This window comes from Streptomyces sp. NPDC005302 (assembly GCF_040607345.1).
Taxonomy (GTDB): domain Bacteria; phylum Actinomycetota; class Actinomycetes; order Streptomycetales; family Streptomycetaceae; genus Streptomyces.
In genome coordinates, this window is record NZ_JBEXGN010000011.1 from 112,061 (window position 1) to 132,037 (window position 19,977).

13 protein-coding genes and 1 riboswitch are annotated in these 19,977 nt (G+C 72.4%); of the genes, 7 read left to right on the plus strand and 6 right to left on the minus strand.

The genetic code is table 11. The features are described from left to right. Positions 1-213: 213 nt before the first annotated feature. Genes ABZT74_RS18785 through ABZT74_RS18795 form a run of 3 tightly spaced genes read right to left on the minus strand, consistent with a single transcriptional unit; the run spans position 214 to position 5,188 of the window. On the minus strand, positions 214-1,377 hold the full coding sequence (locus tag ABZT74_RS18785; RefSeq protein WP_356436234.1) for a VWA domain-containing protein: 1,164 nt from the start codon (positions 1,375-1,377) through the stop codon (positions 214-216). Next, positions 1,374-4,013 carry a DUF5682 family protein gene (locus ABZT74_RS18790; RefSeq protein ID WP_356436237.1) on the minus strand — a complete coding sequence of 880 codons (2,640 nt, stop codon included), beginning with the start codon at positions 4,011-4,013 and terminating at the stop codon, positions 1,374-1,376. Before ABZT74_RS18790 ends, ABZT74_RS18785 begins: the two co-directional genes overlap by 4 nt. Next, complete coding sequence (locus ABZT74_RS18795; RefSeq protein ID WP_356436241.1) at positions 4,010-5,188, minus strand: AAA family ATPase; 1,179 nt, start codon at positions 5,186-5,188, stop codon at positions 4,010-4,012. The genes ABZT74_RS18790 and ABZT74_RS18795 overlap by 4 nt, the downstream gene beginning before the upstream one ends. Before the next feature lie 133 nt (positions 5,189-5,321). Here ABZT74_RS18795 and ABZT74_RS18800 point away from each other — a divergent pair, with 133 nt between their 5' ends. Both ABZT74_RS18800 and ABZT74_RS18805 read left to right on the plus strand, forming a co-directional pair. After that, on the plus strand, positions 5,322-6,677 hold the full coding sequence (locus ABZT74_RS18800; protein WP_356436244.1) for an SWIM zinc finger family protein: 1,356 nt from the start codon (positions 5,322-5,324) through the stop codon (positions 6,675-6,677). Positions 6,678-6,896: 219 nt separating this feature from the next. Further along, positions 6,897-8,531 (plus strand): DUF5691 domain-containing protein, encoded by a 1,635-nt coding sequence (locus tag ABZT74_RS18805; protein WP_356436247.1) that lies wholly within the window; start codon positions 6,897-6,899, stop codon positions 8,529-8,531. Between the two features lie 418 nt (positions 8,532-8,949). On the opposite strand, the gene ABZT74_RS18810 is transcribed toward ABZT74_RS18805, so the two are convergent. Then, on the minus strand, positions 8,950-9,366 hold the full coding sequence (locus ABZT74_RS18810) for a cobalamin B12-binding domain-containing protein (RefSeq protein WP_355876894.1): 417 nt from the start codon (positions 9,364-9,366) through the stop codon (positions 8,950-8,952). A 624-nt stretch (positions 9,367-9,990) separates the two neighbouring features. Between ABZT74_RS18810 and ABZT74_RS18815 the strand changes: the two genes are divergently transcribed. Beyond that, complete coding sequence (locus ABZT74_RS18815; RefSeq protein WP_355876896.1) at positions 9,991-10,857, plus strand: alpha/beta fold hydrolase; 867 nt, start codon at positions 9,991-9,993, stop codon at positions 10,855-10,857. 197 nt (positions 10,858-11,054) lie between these two features. After that, positions 11,055-12,683, plus strand: coding sequence for a M23 family metallopeptidase (locus ABZT74_RS18820; RefSeq protein WP_356436250.1), 1,629 nt, complete (start codon positions 11,055-11,057; stop codon positions 12,681-12,683). Positions 12,684-12,745: 62 nt separating this feature from the next. Here the strand turns inward: ABZT74_RS18820 and pcrA are convergent, their stop codons facing one another. Further along, on the minus strand, positions 12,746-15,232 hold the full coding sequence (pcrA, locus tag ABZT74_RS18825; RefSeq protein ID WP_356436253.1) for a DNA helicase PcrA: 2,487 nt from the start codon (positions 15,230-15,232) through the stop codon (positions 12,746-12,748). Positions 15,233-15,570: 338 nt separating this feature from the next. Further along, a riboswitch (cyclic di-AMP (ydaO/yuaA leader) is annotated at positions 15,571-15,742 on the plus strand. A gap of 7 nt (positions 15,743-15,749) precedes the next feature. On the opposite strand from pcrA, the gene ABZT74_RS18830 reads away from it, so the two are divergent. Both ABZT74_RS18830 and ABZT74_RS18835 read left to right on the plus strand, forming a co-directional pair. Beyond that, entirely contained in the window at positions 15,750-16,913 is a 1,164-nt protein-coding gene (locus ABZT74_RS18830) for an NlpC/P60 family protein (protein WP_356436256.1), read from the plus strand. Between the two features lie 109 nt (positions 16,914-17,022). After that, positions 17,023-18,003, plus strand: coding sequence for a tellurite resistance/C4-dicarboxylate transporter family protein (locus tag ABZT74_RS18835; protein ID WP_356436259.1), 981 nt, complete (start codon positions 17,023-17,025; stop codon positions 18,001-18,003). A gap of 54 nt (positions 18,004-18,057) precedes the next feature. On the opposite strand, the gene ABZT74_RS18840 is transcribed toward ABZT74_RS18835, so the two are convergent. Next, positions 18,058-18,411: a hypothetical protein gene (locus ABZT74_RS18840; RefSeq protein ID WP_355876909.1), complete on the minus strand. Its 354-nt coding sequence runs from the start codon at positions 18,409-18,411 to the stop codon at positions 18,058-18,060. Positions 18,412-18,865: 454 nt separating this feature from the next. Here ABZT74_RS18840 and ABZT74_RS18845 point away from each other — a divergent pair, with 454 nt between their 5' ends. Then, entirely contained in the window at positions 18,866-19,951 is a 1,086-nt protein-coding gene (locus ABZT74_RS18845; protein WP_356436262.1) for an NlpC/P60 family protein, read from the plus strand. Positions 19,952-19,977: the final 26 nt, after the last annotated feature.

Consider the following 19,977-nt stretch of genomic DNA (forward strand, 5'->3'; position numbering starts at 1 on the left):
GCTGACCGGGTCAAGACGGGGAGGGTCCTCCCATGCGAAGGGATACGAGGGGCCGCGAACGAACGCGAGGGCCTGGCATTGCCCACGCCGGGCACGGCCCGCCAAGGAGCGGCGGAACACCACCCTTTGGCCGCTTCGATCCTCCATGGGACGCCCGAGGTCGCGCAAGCCCCCTGTTACCGATGGGTATTCATGTCCGGATTAACGCCCTTCTCACCTCGTGTCCGGTATCGGAAGAGGCCGCTTCTCGATGGCCGCCGCCATGACCTCGGGAAACAGGTCGGGTGTGCAGGCGAACGCCGGGGCGTCGAGCGCGGCGAGGGCGGCGGCGTGCTCCCTGTCGTAGGCGGGCGCCCCTTCGTCGGACAGCGCGAGCAGCGTCACGAACTGCACCCCGGACGCCTTCATCGCCGCCACCCGCTTCAGCATCTCGTTGCGGATGCCTCCTTCGTAGAGGTCGCTGATCAGGACGACGACGGTGTCGGCGGGCCGGGTGATCTGCGACTGGCAGTACGCGAGCGCCCTGTTGATGTCGGTGCCGCCGCCGAGCTGGGTGCCGAAGAGGACGTCGACCGGGTCGTCGAGCTGGTCGGTGAGGTCGACGACCGCCGTGTCGAAGACGACCAGCCGGGTGGCGATGGACCGCATCGAGGCGAGCACCGCGCCGAACACGGAGGCGTACACGACGGACGCGGCCATCGACCCCGACTGGTCGATGCAGAGGATGACCTCCTTCTTCACCGACTGGGAGGCCCGTCCGTAACCGATCAGCCGCTCGGGCACGATCGTGCGGTACTCGGGCAGGTAGTGCTTGAGGTTCGCCGCGATCGTGCGGTTCCAGTCGATGTCGTGGTGGCGCGGTCTGCTGATACGGGCGCTGCGGTCGAGGGCGCCGGTCAGGGTCGCCCGGGTGCGGGTCGCGAGCCGCTTCTCCAGGTCCTCGACGACCTTGCGCACGACGGCCCGCGCGGTCTCCTTGGTCGTCTCCGGCATGGCCTTGTTCAGTGAGAGGAGCGTGCCCACGAGGTGCACGTCGACCTCCACCGCCTCCAGCATCTCGGGCTCCAGGAGCAGGGCGGACAGCCCCAGCCGGTCGATGGCGTCCCGCTGCATCACCTGGACGACCGAGGACGGGAAGTAGGTGCGGATGTCGCCGAGCCAGCGCGCGACCGAGGGCGCCGACGCACCGAGCCCCGCCGAACGGTCCTTCCCCGACTGCCCTTTGCCTCCCTTCCCGTAGAGCGCGCCGAGTGCTCCGTCCATCGCGGCGTCGTTCCCGGAGAGCACGCAGCCGGTGCCGTCGGCCTCGTCGCCGCCGAGCACGAGCCTCCATCGGCGCAGCCGCTCGTCCCCGGCGCTCAGCACGGACTCGGTCATGGAGTCACCCTCACAAGGTCGTTGTCGTGACGTGCCCGGTCCGGCGGCAGCCCGCCGGACGCGGTGTCGGCGCCCGGGCTGTCGCCGCCGTCCGCGCCGGCGGGTGCGCCCAGCCCGAGCAGCAGGCTCAGCACGGGCAGGACGGCGTCCGCGCGTCCGGCGTCGAGGTCGGGGGCGAACCCGGGGATTCCGGAGCCGGCGGCCGCGGTGTCCGTGCGGGCGCCCGGGCCGCGCCGGACGAGCTCGCCCAGCGTTCTGCGCACCCCCGACTCGTACGCGGAGAACGTCCGGCGCAGCAGGGGAAGCACGTCGGTGAACGCGTCCGCGGGCACCCCGGTCAGCCAGGTGTCCACGAGTCCGAGGAGCCGCTCGTCGTGCACGAGCAGCATCCCGCCACCCGAGCCGCCTCCGACGAACCCCTCGATCCAGGTGGCCGCGTCGGCGGGCTCGGTGCCCGGCGACAGCACGAGGCCCATCAGCCGCGCGGCCTCCTCCTGCGCCAACTCGCCCTCGTCGAGCAGGAGTCGGACCGACCTGCCTCTGATCACGCCGGGAACGGTGTCGCGCACGGCGAGGGTCCGCAGGACGGAGTGCCAGCGCCCGCGTATGCCCCCGCGTGTGCTGTCGGCCGGGGCCGTGTCACCGGTCGTCTCCCCGAGCAGTGCCACCGCCCCGTGCACGGCGTCCACGTGCCCGCGCATCTCCGCGGCGGCGTCGCTGTCGAGGGCGGCGCAGGCCGGTGGGAGGCCCACGAAGACGCGCTCCGCGAGACCGGCGGCGACGTCGGTGAGGGCGTGGGTGTCCGTGCCGCGCACGTCGCCGTAACGCAGCGAACGGACGAGGGCGGGCAGCGCCTGGGCGAGGTGGCCGACGTCGGCGTCGAGGGCGGCCCGGTCGGCGAGCACCTGCATCACCACGGGCAGCGCGTGCGGGAGTCCGGCGAGGAGGCAGCGCTCGGCGAGGGCGGTGACGTCGGCCAGCGAGGGTGCGCCCACGGCGTCCGCCTCGGCCTTCGCCGTCGCCGCGGCCAGGACGGTCGTGCCCCACACGCCGGCCTCGGCGACCCGTACCGACAGCTCCGGTTCCCAGCGCAGCCGCCAGGTCTCGCGGAAGGTGCCGGTGCTGCCGCGGGACGTCGTGGGCTCGCCCCAGCCGATACCGAGGAGGCGCAGCCGGTGCAGCAGTGTGCTGCGGCCCGCGTCGGTCTCCTTGCGCAGGTCGAGCTCCAACTCCCGCTCCAGCGCCTCGGGCTTCAGCCGCAGCGAGCGCTGCGACCGCGCGAGGTCCCGCTGCAGGGGGACCGCCGGGGCGGACTCGGGCACCTCGCCCAGGACGTCACCGACGACGAGCCGGTCGCGCACCAGCGCCAGCGGCACGTCCGAGCCCTCGCACATCACCGCGCGTACGGCGTCCGTCGTCTCGGTCAGTCCCGGCAGTGGGCGCCCGCGCATCGCGGCGAGCGTGTCGGCGAGCCGCACCGCCTCGATGACGTGGGCCGACGACACACTCCGGTCCTCGTCGCGCAGCAGCCGGGCGACCTTCGTCATCCATCGGGCGATCGGACGGTCGGGGGCGCTGAACAGATGCCCGTACCAGCCCGGTGAGTCGATCCCCGCCCCGTATCCACTGGCCCGGGAGAGCCTGCGGTGCGTCCAGGGCACCCAGGTGAGGTCGGCCTTCACCTTCGGCAGGCCCTTGAGCAGCGCCCGGTCCGCGCCGACGGTGGCCCGCAGCCGCAGCGCGGGCACGTGCCAGGCCCCGCACACCACGGCCACGTCGTCCCCGAACTCCCGCTGCGCGGAGCGGATCTGAAGCCGCATGTACGCCTCGCGCACCAGATCCCGGTCGTGTCCCCCGACCCCGTACGCCTCGCGCAGCGCGGTCATCGCCTCTTCCAGCACGCTGAACGGCGCGAACGGATCGCCGGCGGTCGCCGCCCGGTGCTCGACCACGTCCTCCCACCAGCGCTCCGGGTCGTCGTACCCGGCTGTCTCGGCGAGCACGGCGAGGGGATCGATCCGTACGGCCTCGGCCGGCCCCTCGCCGGGTTCCGCCGCGATCGCCGCCGGTGTGTCCTTCGGCGTGTCCGACTCGTCGGTCCCGGCCGGCCGGGCCGCGTTCGCGGGTGTCCCGGGGCCGGCGTCACCGGAGTCGGCTGGGTCGCCGGGCGCGGCCGAGCCGGCGTCGGCGGGCCGGTCCAGCGCGCCGGGGGGCGTGACGCCGGGCCGCTCGCCCGCCCGGTCCGCGTCCGCCTTCCCCCAGGCCAGGGTGTGGGCCGCGGGAAGGTCGATGAAGCGGACCGGCACGCCGTGGTCGAGGGCCCAGCGGATCGCCACCCACTCCGGTGAGAACTCGGCGAGCGGCCAGAAGGCCGACTGGCCGGGCTCGTCCACGACGTGGGCGAGGAGGGCGACCGGGGGTCGCATGTCCGTGTCGGCGGCCAGGTGGACCAGGGGATCCGCCTCCGGGGGCCCCTCGACCAGCACGACCCGCGGGGCGGCGGCCTCCAGCGCGGCCCGCACGGCCCGCGCCGACCCCGGCCCGTGATGGCGCACGCCGAGCAGCAGCGGCCCCGCACCCCGGACGGGCACCGGGGGCCGCGGCCCGGTCAGCGCGTCGTCCGGCACTTCGCTCATGCGCTCACCTCGCGGCAGGCCCGGTAGAAGTCCTTCCAGCCCTCGCGCTCGCGGACGACGGCCTCCAGATACTCCTGCCAGATGACACGGTCGGCCGCCGGGTCGCGGACGACGGCGCCGAGGATGCCGGCCGCGACGTCGCCCGCCCGCAGGACGCCGTCACCGAAGTGGGCGGCCAGCGCGAGACCGTTGGTGACGACGGAGATCGCCTCGGCCGTGGACAGGGTGCCGCTGGGCGACTTCAGTTTCGTCCGCCCGTCGGCCGTGATCCCGTCGCGCAGCTCGCGGAAGACGGTGACCACGCGGCGGATCTCGTCGATGCCCTCGGGAACGGCGGGCAGGTCGAGGGAGCGGCCGATCTGGTCGACCCGGCGCGACACGATGTCGACCTCGGCGTCGGCGCTCTCCGGCAGCGGCAGCACCACCGTGTTGAAGCGGCGGCGCAGCGCGCTCGACAGTTCGTTGACCCCGCGGTCGCGGTCGTTGGCCGTGGCGATCAGGTTGAAGCCGCGGACGGCCTGCACCTCCTGGCCCAACTCCGGTATGGGCAGGGTCTTTTCCGAGAGGATCGTGATCAGGCTGTCCTGCACGTCCGCCGGAACGCGGGTCAGTTCCTCGACGCGCGCCGTCATGCCCTCGGCCATGGCCCGCATGACGGGGCTCGGCACGAGCGCGTCCCGGCTGGGACCGTGCGCGAGCAACTGCGCGTAGTTCCAGCCGTACCGGATGGCCTCCTCCGGCGTGCCCGCCGTGCCCTGGACGAGCAGGGTCGAGTCCCCACTGACCGCGGCGGCCAGATGCTCGGAGACCCAGGTCTTCGCGGTGCCGGGCACCCCGAGCAGGAGCAGCGCGCGGTCCGTGGCGAGGGTGGTGACGGCGACTTCGACGATGCGGCGCGGCCCCACGTACTTGGGGGTGATCACGGTGCCGTCCGGCAGTGTGCCGCCGAGCAGATAGGTGGCGACGGCCCACGGCGACATGCGCCAGCGGACCGGGCGCGGCCGGTCGTCCTGCGCCGCGAGCGCGGCGAGTTCGGCGGCGAAGGCGTGCTCGGCGTGCGGTCGCAGCGCCTCGCCCTCAGCGCTCGCGGCGCCCCCTCCACCTGCGCCCGCGGGTGTCTGCCCGCTCGCTCCCGTGGATGTCTGCGCGGACGTCGGTTCAACGGACACGGACATGGCTCGGTCCCCCTCCAGCTCGGCCGGTTCGGATCTGGTTCCACCGTGCACCACGCCACTGACAATCGGCCCTGACCTGCGCGGACGCGGCCACCACGGTCGATTGTCAGTGGCGGGATCTACCTTCGGAGGTATGACACAGCAGGCGGTGCGCTGGACGGCGGATCAGGTGCTGGCACTGGCGCCTGACGTCGCGTCACGCAAGGCCGGGAGCAAGCTCGGCGCGGCCGGCCCGTGGTCCGAGGCGGGCAGTTCTGACGAGGGGGCGGTATGGGGACTGTGCAGGGGAAGCGGCAGCAAGCCGTATCAGACGGTCGTGGACATCGCGGACTCCGCCGGGCCCGCGTACAAGTGCAGTTGCCCGAGCCGGAAGTTCCCGTGCAAGCACGCGCTGGGGCTGCTGCTGCTCTGGTCGGGTGCGGACGGCGCGGTGCCGTCGGGGCAGGCGCCGGGCTGGGCCGAGGAGTGGATGGCGGGGCGGCGCAAGCGCGCGGAGGACAGGAGGACGGCGGGCGGGGGATCTGGAGCGGCCTCCTCGGGTGATCCCGAGGCCGCCCGGCGCAGGGCGGAGCGCCGTGCCGAGCGGATCAGCGCGGGTGCGGTGGAGTTGGAGCAGCGGCTGGCCGACCTGCTGCGCGGCGGTCTCGCCTCGGCGGAGCGTTCGGGGTACGGCATGTGGGAGGAGACCGCGGCCCGGATGGTGGACGCGCAGGCGCCCGGACTGGCGTCCCGGGTGCGGGAGTTGGGTGCGATCCCGTCGTCGGGTCCTGGCTGGCCGGTGCGTCTGCTGGAGGAGTGCGCGCTGCTCCACCTCCTCGACCAGGGCTGGCTGCGGCGCGAGGGCCTGCCGGACGGTCTCGCGGCGACGGTGCGTTCCCGCGTCGGGTTGTCCGGCTCGGCCGACGGCCCGCCGGTGCGCGACCGCTGGCTGGTCCTCGCGCAGTACGACACGGCGGACGCCAAGCTCACGACCCGCAGGATCTGGTTGCACGGCGCCGAGTCGGGGCGCACCGCGCTTCTCCTCTCCTATGGAGCGGCCGGCCGGGCACCCGAGCTGGCGCTTCCCGTGGGGCTGGCCTTCGAGGCCGAGGTGTCCTCGTATCCGGGCGCCGGGCAGATGCGGGCGGCGCTGGGTGAGCGGTTCTCGCCTCCGGTGCCCGCCGCAATACGGCCGAAGGGCCTGACCACCTCGGAGGCGGCCGCCCGTTATGGAGAGGCCCTGCGCACCGACCCCTGGCTGGACTCCTGCCCCGTCACTTTGGCCGGGGTCGTTCCGACACCGGACGGCGAATCCTGGCAACTGGCCGACGCGGACGGCGATTTCGCTCTCCCCCTTACTCCCGCCGCGCGGTCGCGTCCCGACCTCTGGCGCCTGGTCGCCCTGTCCGGCGGAGCGCCGGTCACGGTCTTCGGTGAGTGCGGCCATCGCGGCTTCACCCCCCTGACGGCGTGGCCGGAGGGCGGCGGCGAGGCGGTGCCGCTGTGCTGAGGAACCACGCCCGGTGCGCGGATCCGGCCATGCCAGCCGGTGGACCCCTGCCGCCGCGCTCGACCTGGCCTCTCCCGCGCCCGCTCCCTTTCCCGCTCCCGGGCCCCGGAGGGCGGGACCGAGTACGGAACCCCGCCTCACGCCCGTGCCCGTCTCCGGACCGTCAGTACCGCCGATCGCGGGGACCCCGCTGATGCCCTCCACAAGGAAAGGACGCTCATGAACACGACGTCGGCTTCGGCGGACGCGCCCGTAGGCGGTTCCTGGGAGGACCTCGTCACCATGGCGCTCCTGGGGACCGAGCGGCGGACGCCTCCGTTGCGCGACCCGGGACAGGAACCTCCGGTGGCCCTGCTGGACGCGGCCGCCGTGGAGACCGTGCGGCGGCGGGCCGGAGTGCGGCCGGCACGCGCGGCGGCGCGCCCGGAGCCCGCCGCGCCCGATCCACGGACCGCGCTGCCGCCCGCCGCCGCCCGCAGACTGGCGATGCTTCTCGCGGACCGGCCCGGCACGGGGGGTGGCGGCCGCAGAGGAGCGGCTCCCGATCTCATGGAGCTGCTGCCCCAGTGGCTGGCGGCGGCGAACAGTCATGGATTCGCCGCCCCGCCGCAGACGCTTCCCGCGCTGCTCGACGCCGCCCGGGGACGCACGGACCTGCGTCCCGCGGCGCTGGCGTTCGCCGGGCCGCGGGCGCTGTGGCTGGCTCGGCTGAACCCGGAGTGGCGGTTCGCGCTGCGCTCCGCGCCGGGCGGTGGCGCCTCGCTGCCGGGACCGGAGGAGACCGAACGGGTCCAACAGCTCTGGCAGGAGGGTCTGTTCGCCGAGCGGGTGGCGCTGCTGGCGGCGGTCCGGGCCGAGGATCCCGCCGCAGCAAGGGAATTGCTCGTCTCGACGTGGGCCACGGAGCGGGCCGAGGACCGGCTGATGTTCCTCGACTCGCTGCGGTCCCGGCTGTGCGCCGACGACGAGCCGTTCCTGGAGCGGGCTCTGTCCGACCGCAGTCGCAACGTACGGGCGACGGCGGCGGAGCTGCTCTCCGCGCTGCCGGGTTCCGCGCTCGCCGCGCGGATGGCGGCCCGGGCCGGTTCGTGCGTGGCCGTCGACCGTACGCGCGACACTCCCGCCATCGTGGTCGAGGCGCCGCACGAGTGCGACGCCGGGATGGAGCGGGACGGCGTGGTGGCGAAGCCACCGGCAGGCAGGGGTGAACGGTCCTGGTGGCTCGGCCAGTTGGTCGAGGCGACGCCGCTTCGGACCTGGCAGGAGCGGTTCGGCGGGCGTTCGCCGGAGGAGACGGTCGCACTGCCCGTGGCGGACGACTGGCAGAAGGAGCTGCACGCGGCGTGGTGCAGGGCGGCCGTGCGGCAGCGTGATCCCGGGTGGTCGCGGGCGCTGCTCGGCTCACCCTCCGCGCCGGAGGCCGGGGGGCCGGGGGCCGTGTCACTGGCCGAGCGCTCCAAGCTCCTCGCGACGCTGGGTGCCGGCGAACGGGCCGAGTGGGTGGCGGGGTTCATCGGGACGCACGGGCTGTCCGAGGCGTTCCAGTTGCTCGGGGTGTGCGCGGTTCCCTGGGCGGCGGACCTCGGCGGGGCGGTGGTCGACGCGCTCGACATCGCGCGGGACGCGGGCAGCTACCCCTGGAGTTTCAGCGGGGTGATGGGGCTGGCCGAGCGGTGCCTCGACCCGGCGGAGGCGGGGCGCCTCGACGGTCTCACCTCGGTGCCGGACGAGACGGAGAACGCGACACCGGGTGCCGGAGGCTACTGGTCCGAGGCGTTCCAACGCCTGGTGACGACCCTGCGCCTGCGAGCGGCGATGGCCGCGGAGCTGACGCCCCCGACAGGGACGGGGTGAGGCCACCGTGCCGCGCGGGTGCCGCGTTCGCCGACCCCTGGCTGGGCGAGCAGGTAAAGACACCCGCTCGCCGGCCACCTCACGAGCGGCGCGACCGCCCCGTGGCGCCACCGGTCACCGCCCCCGGGACGGACGGAGCCGCCCCGCGGACGGGGTGGCGTAGTGAAGCCGTAATGCGGTCGCTTGTCGGCCCCTGGGACCGGCGGAACCAGGACCGCCGCTCGCCGGCCCGCGGATGGGCGGTGGCGTGCGGCCTCGCTCGCGGGACCGTATACGGACAGTCCCGACGAGGCCGCTCGGCGCCCCGATGCTTCGGCCCGCCGGAGCAGACGGCAGCCCGGGGGCTCCCGGGAAGCGCGGCCGCCCCGGCCCTCCGGGTGTCCTGGCGCCCCAGGAGCAGGCCGGCGGGGTCGTCGGGTCAGGCGCCGGCAGGTTGCCTGACGTTCGCCCGGACCCAGTCCACGATCTCCGTGGTCGTCGCGCCCGGGGTGAAGATCTCCGCGACACCCTTCTCCTTGAGGGGCGCGATGTCCGCCTCGGGGATGATGCCGCCGCCGAAGACCTTGATGTCCTCCGCCTCGCGCTCCTTGAGCAGCTCGATGACGGCCGCGAAGAGCGTGTTGTGGGCACCGGAGAGGATGGACAGGCCGATCGCGTCGGCGTCCTCCTGAATCGCGGTGTCGACGATCTGCTCGGGCGTCTGGTGGAGCCCGGTGTAGATGACCTCCATACCGGCGTCGCGCAGCGCCCGCGCGATCACCTTGGCCCCGCGATCGTGGCCGTCGAGCCCCGGCTTGGCCACCACCACGCGGATCGGTCCGGCTGCCACACCCATCACTGCCTCCATGAAGCAAGAACCCCGACTCAACGACTGCACAACGACTGCCCAACGACGAACACGGCACGACGGCGACGATCGACCGGAGACTACAGAGAGCCACCGTCATCACCGGGCGTGAGCATTCAGTCACTGCCGACCCCGTCGACACCTACTGACCACTGACACCTATCGCACGTTCAGCCCCTCGCCGCGCCCGGCCTTCCGGATCGTTCCGAAGGACCGGACACGCCAGGCGGCACAAGCGTTCCGGGCCATTGTCGACCACGGAAGTGAACGAACGTTATCGCCAGCATCCCGTAACCGGCAGTTTCACGGCGGAGACCGAGGGGGAAATCACACAGTGGGACAAGTTCGCCGCGCAGGTTCCGCATCGCGGCACTGGCGCCGCACGGGAGTGCGGCGTACGGGCCTCGCCGGAGCCGGCGCAAGGAGAGCCGCCGATCAGGTGGCCCCGTCACCGCGTCGTCAGCGGGACTCCGCGGTGATGAGGCACATCGGTGAGGGCACGACAGCGCCGGGTACGCGCCGTCCGCCACCGCCGTCACCGACGTCACGGGCTTTCCACTAGGGCACACGGGGGACAGAGCGGTCCTGCCGCGTGCCGACGGGAGGTCGGCCATGAAGGTCCCTGGGACGGTATCGCCCTTTCTTCCCCTCTGTCAGCGTCTGCTTCCGACAAAGCTCGCGGGACTCTCGGTAGCCCTGCTGAAGGCCACGGCTCTGGAGTTCGCGATCCTCGCCGGACACCTCCTCCTCTATCCCTCCGGCATCACCAAGGAACGCCGTGTCGTACCGGCGCTCCCCTCCCCGGACGACGACGCGACCAAGCTGCCCACGCAGGCCAAGCCCCCGGTCGTCCTGCTGCACGGCTTCATCGACAACCGCTCGGTCTTCCTCCTGCTGCGCCGCAACCTCGCCCAGCACGGACGGCAGCACATCGAGTCGCTGAACTACTCGCCGCTGACCTGCGACATCCGCACCGCGGCGGAGCTGCTGGGCCGCCACATCGAGGAGATCTGTGAGCGCACGGGCCACGACCGCGTCGACATCGTGGGCCACAGCCTCGGAGGCCTGATCGCCCGGTACTACGCGCAGTGCCTCGGCGGCGACACGCACGTGCGCACACTCGTCACGCTCGGCACCCCGCACTCGGGCACCCGGGTCGCCCCGCTGATGAACGCGCACCCGATCGTCCGCCAGATGCGCCCGGGTTCCACCGTGATCGAGGAGCTGAGCCGGCCCGCCCCCGGCTGCCGTACGCAGTTCGTCAGCTTCTGGAGCGATCTGGACCACCTGATGGACCCGCTGGAGGCGGCCTGCGTCGAGCACCCCGACCTCCTCGCGCAGAACGTCCGGGTGAGCGGAGTCGGCCATCTCGCGCTCCCGGTGCACCCGGCCGTCGCGACAGGGATCCGGCAGGCGCTCGACACGGAGGAGCCGATGGCCCGTCCCGCGGCCCGGAGGGGCGGTCTGACGGTCGCCTGACCGCGTCCCATCACACCGAAATTTCGAACACTCATCGAACGCCAGGCCAAAGCCTCGCCCGCCCTCCCCCGAAACACGGCCGAATGCCCGTTTCCTACAAAGGGGAAACCTGCCGAAGATTGTCGCGCCCGCATACCGCCGGGTACAGTCACCGCACTGCTCTGCCAGCCCCTGTTGTCGAGGCGAAAGAGAAGTTGGTGAACGACCGTCACCCGTCGGGGACAGCAACTCCCCCGGCCCCGGCTTCCGATGCCGCCTCGGCGCTCTACGCGCCGTACAGCGGGCAGGAAGCCCAGTACGGCGACTTCACCCCGTACGGCGACCACGCTGCCGGCGCCTGCGATCCCGGTGCGATCGCGAACACCACGGGCGCCTACGCCACCGCGAGTTTCGCCACGGACCCGCTCTTCGGCGACATGCCGGGCCAGGCCGGCGGCACGGGTTCGTACGACGCCACGCAGTGGAACACCGGCGCCCACCAGACGGTGAACTACGACCCTTACGCGGCGCAGCACCAGGCCGCGTACGACACCGGCGCCTACGACACGACGGCCTGGGCCGCCGGTTACCAGCAGCTCGCCGACATCCCCGCGCAGCACCCCGGCCCCGACTCCTCGGGCCAGTGGGACGCGAGCGCCTGGCTCCAGCCCGGGCAGCAGCTCGACGGGACCCAGCAGTGGAACGCCGCGACGCAGGAGACCGGCGCGTACGACGCGACGCAGTGGAACAACGTCGGCGGCCAGGACCCCTACGGTCCGTACGGGCACCCGCAGACCGAGACGTACGACCACCCGCGGACCGAGATCTACGAGCAGCAGCCCGAGCAGGCGGCCCCGGTCCCCTTCGACCAGCAGGCGACCGCCACCTTCGACCCCGCCGCCTTCGATCAACTCGGCCCCGAAGAGGGCGAGTTCGACGAAGCCGGTCACTCCGCCGAGGCCGACGGCTCCTACGAGGAGCGCGAAGAGCACGGCACGCAGGGCGACTTCGAGGCGTACGAGGCCTACGGCGACGAGCGGGAGACCCCGCTGCTCGACGACATGGAGGAGATCACGCCGACGCCGCGCGCCGCGTCGCGCACCTCCTCCCGCTCCCGGCGCCGCAGTCCCGCGAAACGTTCCGCCCTGCTGACCATCGCGGTGCCCTCGGCCTGTGTGATGGGCGTCGCGGGCATCGCGGCGGCCTCGGTGGGCGGTGTCGGCGGCGACGACGCGAAGGACACCACGGCCAGCGCCTCGGACGCGACGTCGGTGAAGCCGTCGGCCGCGAACAACAAGCTGGACACGCAGTTGCAGAGTCTGTCCGCCGGCGCGGACGACTTCGCCGACCGGGCGAGCCGCACCCAGGAACGCATCGACCTCAAGGCGCAGCAGGTCCAGGAGAAGAAGAAGGCGGCGGAGGCGGCGGCCCGCAAGGAGCGGCTGCGTCCGAAGTTCGCCCTTCCGGTCGCGCAGAAGGGCCTCAGCGCCTACTTCGGCCAGGCCGGCATCAACTGGATGTCCGTCCACACGGGTATCGACTTCCCCGTCTCGTACGGGACGACGGTGCTGTCCGCGACCGACGGGACCGTCCGGACGCAGTGGAACAGCGCGTACGGCAACATGATGATCGTGACCGCGAAGGACGGCACGGAGACGTGGTACTGCCACCTCTCCACGTACAAGGTGTCCACCGGTACCACCGTGAAGGCCGGTGACCAGATCGCCTTCTCCGGGAACTCCGGCAACTCGACCGGCCCGCACCTGCACTTCGAGGTCCGCCCGGCCGGCGGTTCGGCGATCGACCCGCTCCCGTGGCTGCGCAGCCACGGTCTGGATCCCACGTAACCCCGCCGTCGAAGGCGGTCCGGACCTCTCGCCGAGGTCCGGACTCCGTCGAGCCGCTCGGGCTACAGCTTCTCCACCGGTGCGTACCGCAGCAGGAGTCGCTTCGGCTTGGGTTCGCCGAAGTCGACCGTCGCCTCCGCGTTCGCGCCGGTGCCGTTCACCCCGACGACCGTGCCGAGGCCGAACTGGTCGTGCGTGACGCGGTCGCCGACGGCCAGCGCGACCACCGGCTTCTCGGAGACACCGCGGCGGGTGGCGAACCCGGACGCGCCCGAGGCCGCGGACCGCGACCGCGAGGACGACAGCGAGGCCGCGACACCGGAGACCGGACCGGCCGGCTGGGACGAGACCGCCCCGGTGCGCTTCCAGTCCAGATGCGTCGCCGGGATCTCCTCCAGGAAGCGGGAGGGCGGGTTGTACGAGGGCTGACCCCACGCGCTGCGCATCGAGGACCGGGTGAGGTAGAGCCGCTCACGCGCGCGGGTGATGCCGACGTAGGCCAGGCGGCGCTCCTCCTCCAGCTCCTTGACCTGCCCGAGGGCGCGCATGTGCGGGAAGACGCCGTCCTCCATGCCGGTCAGGAACACCACGGGGAATTCGAGGCCCTTGGCGGTGTGCAGGGTCATCAGGGTGATGACGCCGTTGCCGTCCTCCTCGTCCGGGATCTGGTCCGAGTCGGCGACGAGCGCGACCCGCTCCAGGAAGGCGGGCAGTCCGGCGGGAGTCTCGCCCTCGCCGGTCTCCTGCTCGAACTCCAGCGCCACGGCGGCGAGTTCCTGGAGGTTCTCGATGCGGGTCTCGTCCTGCGGGTCGGTCGACGCCTGCAACTCGGCGAGATAGCCGGTGCGTTCGAGGACGGCCTCCAGGATGGTGGCCGGGCCCGCGCCGGACTCGACGATCGTCCGGAGGTCCTCCATCAGCGTGTTGAACCGCCGGACCGCGTTCGTGGAACGCGCGGCCATGCCGTAGGCCTCGTCGACGCGGCGCAGGGCCTGCGGGAAGCTGATCTTCTCCCGCTGCGAGAGGGCGTCGATCATGGCCTCGGCGCGGTCGCCGATACCGCGCTTGGGCACGTTCAGGATGCGGCGCAGCGGGACCGAGTCCTCGGGGTTGGACAGCACCCGCAGGTAGGCGAGGACGTCCCGGACCTCCTTGCGCTCGTAGAAGCGGACGCCGCCGACGACCTTGTAGGGCAGGCCGACGCGGATGAAGACCTCTTCGAAGACACGGGACTGGGCGTTCGTCCGGTAGAAGACCGCGACGTCGCCGGCTTTGGCGTCGCCCGCGTCGGTGAGACGGTCTATCTCGTCGGCGACGAACTGCGCCTCGTCGTGCTCGGTGTCCGCGACGTAGCCCGTGATGTTCGAGCCGGCGCCCGCGTTCGTCCACAGGTTCTTGGGGCGGCGGGATTCGTTGCGCTCGATGACCGCGTTGGCGGCGGTGAGGATCGTCTGCGTGGAGCGGTAGTTCTGCTCCAGGAGGATCGTCGTCGCGTTCGGGTAGTTCTCCTCGAACTGGAGGATGTTGCGGATGGTCGCGCCGCGGAAGGCGTAGATCGACTGGTCGGCGTCGCCCACGACGCACAGCTCGGCGGGCGGCAGGTCGGCGTCGCTCGGCGGTACGTCCACGGGGTGCTCGGAGGTGCCGACGAGCTCCCGTACGAGGGCGTACTGCGCGTGGTTGGTGTCCTGGTACTCGTCGACCAGGACGTGCCGGAAGCGGCGGCGGTAGTGCTCGGCGACGTCCGGGAAGGCGCGCAGCAGGTTGACCGTGGTCATGATCAGGTCGTCGAAGTCGAGCGCGTTGGCCTCGCGGAGGCGCGACTGGTACATCGCGTAGGCCTGGGCGAGGGTCTTCTCGAAGCCGTCGGTGGCCTGGGCGGCGAAGTCCTCCTCGTCGATCAGCTCGTTCTTCAGGTTCGAGATCTTGGCGCTGAACGACTTCGGCGGGAAGCGCTTGGGGTCGAGATCGAGATCACGGCAGACGAGCGCCATCAGACGCTTCGAGTCGGCCGCGTCGTAGATCGAGAACGACGAGGTGAAGCCGAGCTGCTTGCTCTCGCGGCGCAGGATGCGGACGCAGGCACTGTGGAAGGTCATCACCCACATCGCGTTGGCCCGCGGGCCGACGAGCTGCTCGACGCGCTCCTTCATCTCGCCCGCGGCCTTGTTCGTGAAGGTGATCGCGAGGATCTGGCCGGGGTGCACCTGGCGCTCGCCGAGGAGGTGGGCGATGCGGTGGGTGAGCACGCGGGTCTTGCCGGAGCCCGCGCCGGCCACGATGAGCAGCGGGGAACCGGCGTGGACCACGGCCGCGCGCTGGTTCTCGTTCAGCCCGTCGAGCAGGGCCGCGGGGTCCACGGCGGGCCGGTGGGCGCCGTCGCGGTAGTACGCGTCCCGGCTCGGCGGCACGTCGAACCGGCCGCCGAACAGGTCGTCCGCGACCGGCTCCGGCGCGTGCTCGTCCTCGGGCGGCGGCGGGTGCTCGTCCTCGTGGGCCGCGGAGGGCTTGAGGTCCGCCAGGAAGCTGTCGTCAAAGAGGCTGCTCATCGCTCTCCGAGTCTAGGCGGCCCCACTGACACACCGCGGCCACCCCGGGAACTCGACGGGAACTCGTGACGCGTGCGCGTGACCGGCCGGTGACGGTCGGTGCACGTCGGAGCGGGTGCGGCGGGTCTGCGCCAGGGTCGTGACGCCAGGAGGAGCCGCACCCGAGACACCCGCGCAAAGTGGTGCACACCACTCATATCCGGCGACCGAGACGGCACACATGGCCAAGGTCACGAAAATGTATCGGGCATATCGCACTCCAACCTTCACACGGACCACACGAGTTGGCTAGCGTGCCGGAAGGCCGCCCGACCGCAACCGGCGAACGTCGCCGGGCCGCGCGGCCTCCGCCGAGTTCGGCCCGCCCACAAAGCGGCCGGAGCCGGGGACCCACCGACCTGGGGTGAATCGGTCCGACCGCCCCGAAGGGGCCAGGACCGTAGGGCAACCTTCCGGAACCACCCGCCCGAACCCGACAGCTAACTCGGTAGGCGGATGACGGAAGGAGTCGCCTCTCTTGGCGTCGCACCGCAAGTCGCGTCCTTCGGGTTCGCGCGTGGCAGGCATACGGACCCCCGTCCTCGCGACGGCGGCCCTCACCTCCGTGGCCCTGCTCTCCCAGACGGCGAACGCCGCGCCCCCGGCCGCGCCGAGGCCCAGCCTCGAAGAGGTCGAGAAGAAGGTCAACGACCTCTATCACCAGGCCGAGACGGCCACGGACAAGTACAACGCCACCCGGGAGAAGACCACCAAGCAGCGCAAGCAGGTCGACGCCCTCCTCGACGACGTCGCCGAGCGCACCGAGAAGCTCAACTCCGCGCGCGAGGAGCTGGGTTCGTTCGCCGCCGCGCAGTACCGCACGGGAGCCTCCACGCCCGGCACCGCGACGCTGCTGCTCGCGGACGACCCGCAGGACTACTTCGACCAGACGCAGCTGATGAGCCGTCTGACGACCCGCCAGAAGGCGGCCGTCGACGACTACGTCACCGAACAGGCCGCGACCACCAAGAAGCGCACGGAGGCCAGTGAGAGCCTCCAGTCGCTGACCACCACGCAGAGCGCGCTCAAGACGTCCAAGGCGACGGTGCAGCGCAAGCTCTCCGCGGCCCGCGACCTGCTCTCGAAGCTGACCGCCGAGGAGAAGGCGCGGCTGGCGGCGATCGAGAAGAAGAAGCGGGAACAGGCGGCAGCCAAGGCGGCGGAGCTGGCACGGCAGCAGGCCGCGGCGGACAAGGCGGCCAAGGACAAGGCCACCGAGCAGGGGTCGTCGTCGGGCGGCACGACCGGCTCGTCCGGCTCCACGGCCACGGACCCCTCGTACGCGACGAAGGCCGGCAAGGCGCTCGCCTTCGCCCGCACACAGATCGGCAAGCCGTACGTGTGGGGCGCGACCGGCCCGGACTCCTACGACTGCTCGGGCCTGACCCAGGCCGCCTGGAAGGCCGCGGGTGTCTCGCTGCCGCGTGTCACCTACGACCAGGTGAACGCCGGCACGACGGTCTCCCTCGCCGACGCCAAGCCCGGCGACCTGGTCTTCTTCTACGACGACATCAGCCACGTCGGGCTCTACATAGGCAACGGCATGATGATCCACGCGCCGAAGCCGGGAGCGTACGTCCGCGAGGAGTCGATCTACTACGACGGCACCTCGGCGATCCACAGCGTGGTGCGCCCCGCCTAGGGGCCTGTCGTTCCGGGCATGCGTGCGGCACGCGGGCGTGGAGGCCAAATCGGCGCCACGCACGCGTGCCCCACCGGCAACCGGTCCCGCGGTCCCTAGCATCGGACGCATGCCCGAAATGCCGGATGCGCCCGACCGTCCTCAGATCCCCGCCTGGTGGGCGCGGCGGGCACCCGCCGCCGGGGCCGCCGTCATGGCCACCGGCATCCTCTCGGTCGGCCTGGACCTGACCGGCCACGAGACCCTCTCCCGGATCGCGCTGGCCCTCGCCTCCGTCGGCTGGCTGGCACTCGCCGCCGACTTCACCGCCCGGCTGGTACGGGACCGGGCCCGGTGGGTCCGGGAGGCCGGTACACCGGCCGGGCTGACCGCCGTCGCGGCGACCACCGTGCTCGGCATCCGGTTCTCGGCGCTGGGGTGGCAGACCCTCGCCCAGGCCCTCCTCGCGCTCGCGGCCGTGCTCTGGCCCGTACTGCTCGTGGCCGTCGTACGGCACTGGCGCAGGCGCGCGACGGGCGGGGTCTTCCTCGTCTGCGTGGCCACGCAGGGCCTGTCCGCGCTGGGCTCGGCGGTCGGGTCGGCCGAGCGCTGGGACTGGCTCGCGCATGCCGCGATGGTGCTGTTCTGGCTCGGTCTCATCCTCTACGTGATCGCGTACACGCGGTTCGACGTGCGGGAGGTGACGCGGGGCGCCGGGGACCACTGGATCGCGGGCGGCGCGCTCGGCATCTCGGCGCTGGCGGGGGCCGCGCTCGTCGCCGCGCACCATGTGAACCCGTACCTGTGGAACGACGACGACCAGGGTGCGCTGCGCGCGACGACCACGGTGCTGGTGACGCTGGCCCTCGTCGGGTTCTGCGTGCTGCTCGTCGCGGAGGTGGTGTGGCCGCGCCCGCGCTACGCCCTGGAGCGCTGGGGGACGGTCTTCCCGATGGGGATGACGGCGGTGGCCGCCGTCGCCGTCTCGGCCGCTCTCGACGTCTCCTGGCTCAAGGGGCTCGGAGAGGTCCTGCTGTGGATCTCGGTGGCGGCGTGGCTGGCGGTCGCCGCGGGCGCGGTCCTGGCGGCGCGGTCGACGCCTCGGAACTGACGCCGTCGGGCGGCCTGGGAGGATCCGCGGGGGCCCTCGGCGCCGTCAGGTCCGTCAGGTCCAGAGGACGGCGATGAAGATGTTCGCGACGGTGAGCAGGCCCACGAGGCCGAAGAGGTTCTTGTCAACCTTCTCGTCGTCCCGCTTCACGTAGACGAGCCCGAGGATCACGATCAGCAGGGCCAGCTTCACGCCGATCTTGACGGTGTCGACCGAGTTGTCGTCGGCCTGGTTGAGGCCCACGAGGGCGACACCGGTGACCAGCATCGTGAGCGCGCCGTGCAGCATCGCGGGGACGAAGCGGGCGGTGCCGCGGCCCATCGCCTTCATCTGGGTCAGGAAGCCGCCGAGGAGCGCGGCGATGCCGATGATGTGCAGGCCGACGAAGAGATGGATGAGTACGTCCATGGGGCCGGAGCCTAATCGGACACCCTCACGCCCCTTCCCACCGGGCCACCCCTTCGCCCCGGCCCCTCCGGTCACCGGGCCCTCCCCCGTGCTCGCAGGCACCGGCCGTCAGCCATAGCACCGGAGTCACTCCGGTCGTCCGGGATTCGCCGCTTCGGTCAGCGCGCTGTGCGAAGTCGATGACTCCGGGCGGAAATACCGGTCACGTCCGGGCACCGGACGGTCCAGTGGCGACAGTTCCGTACATGGAGTTACCGACGCCGTACTCACAGGTTTAGCGTCCTCCCCCAGGTGACCGGCGTCCCACCAAACCGCCCGGGCCAGGGGCGGCCGGCCGGACACCACCGCCGAGAAGGTCCGGCGGCGGCACGCTCCCCCTGTGTGAGCCGCCGCCGGACGTGTCACCGCTTGACCGGCCCGGAAGGGGCGGTCGTACGGAAGGATGTGGGCCCTCGTGGCAGCGCACCGCAGGACCAGGCAGCGCTCTATCGGTGGTAACACGGCCCGCACAGCAGTCACCATCGCCCTCGCGGGCGCGGCGACGGCGACCGCCTTCGACGGGGTCGGACACGCCGAGCCCCAGCTCTCACCGGCGCAGGTGAAGGCCAAGGTCGACACGCTGTACAAGGAGGCGGAGGTCGCCACCGAGAAGTACAACGGCGCCCAGGAGAAGGCCGAGACGGCGGAGAAGCACCTGCGGACCCTGCGCGACGAGGCGGCCCGTAAGGAGGACCGGCTCAACTCGGCCCGGGAGAAGCTCGGTTCGATGGCGGCGGCGCAGTACCGCAGCGGCGGCATCGACCCCGCCGTGCAGCTCGCGCTCTCCGACGACCCCGACCGGTACCTGGACGGCGCCGCGTTCGCCGAGCGGGTCGGCACCCGGCAGTCGGCGGCCGTCGCCGGGGTACGCGAACAGCTCCGGGAGATCGAGCAGTTGCGAGGCGCCGCCCACGGGGAACTGACCTCGCTCAAGGCGCGGCAGACCGAGCTGAAGCGCCAGAAGAAGACGGTCACCGGAAAGCTGGAGGCGGCCCGCAAGCTGCTGGAGCGGCTCACCCCCGCGGAGCGCACGCAGTACGGGGAACGGGGCGCGGCGGGCGAGCGGCAGCGCGCCTCGCGCTCCTCGGATCGCGGGCCCGCCCCGGCGACCGACGGCGACCCGGGTGCGTCCGGTACGGCCGCCGCACCCACCTCGCGTGCGGCGGAGGCCGTCGCCTTCGCCTACGCGAAGCTGGGCAGCCCCTACGTGTGGGGGGCCACCGGACCCAACGCCTTCGACTGCTCCGGCCTCACCCAGGCCGCGTACCGCTCCGCCGGCGTGTCCCTGCCCCGGACGACGTACTCCCAGATCAACGCGGGCCGACGAGTCTCCCGCTCCGAACTCCAGCCCGGAGACCTGGTGTTCTTCTACTCGGGCATCAGTCACGTCGGCATCTACGTGGGCGACGGCCAGATGATCCACGCCCCGAACCCCTCGGCACCGGTACGCCTGGCCCCGATCGACCAGATGCCGTTCGCGGGGGCCACCAGGGTGGTGTGACCGGCGGCCCCACCGGAACCGGCCGC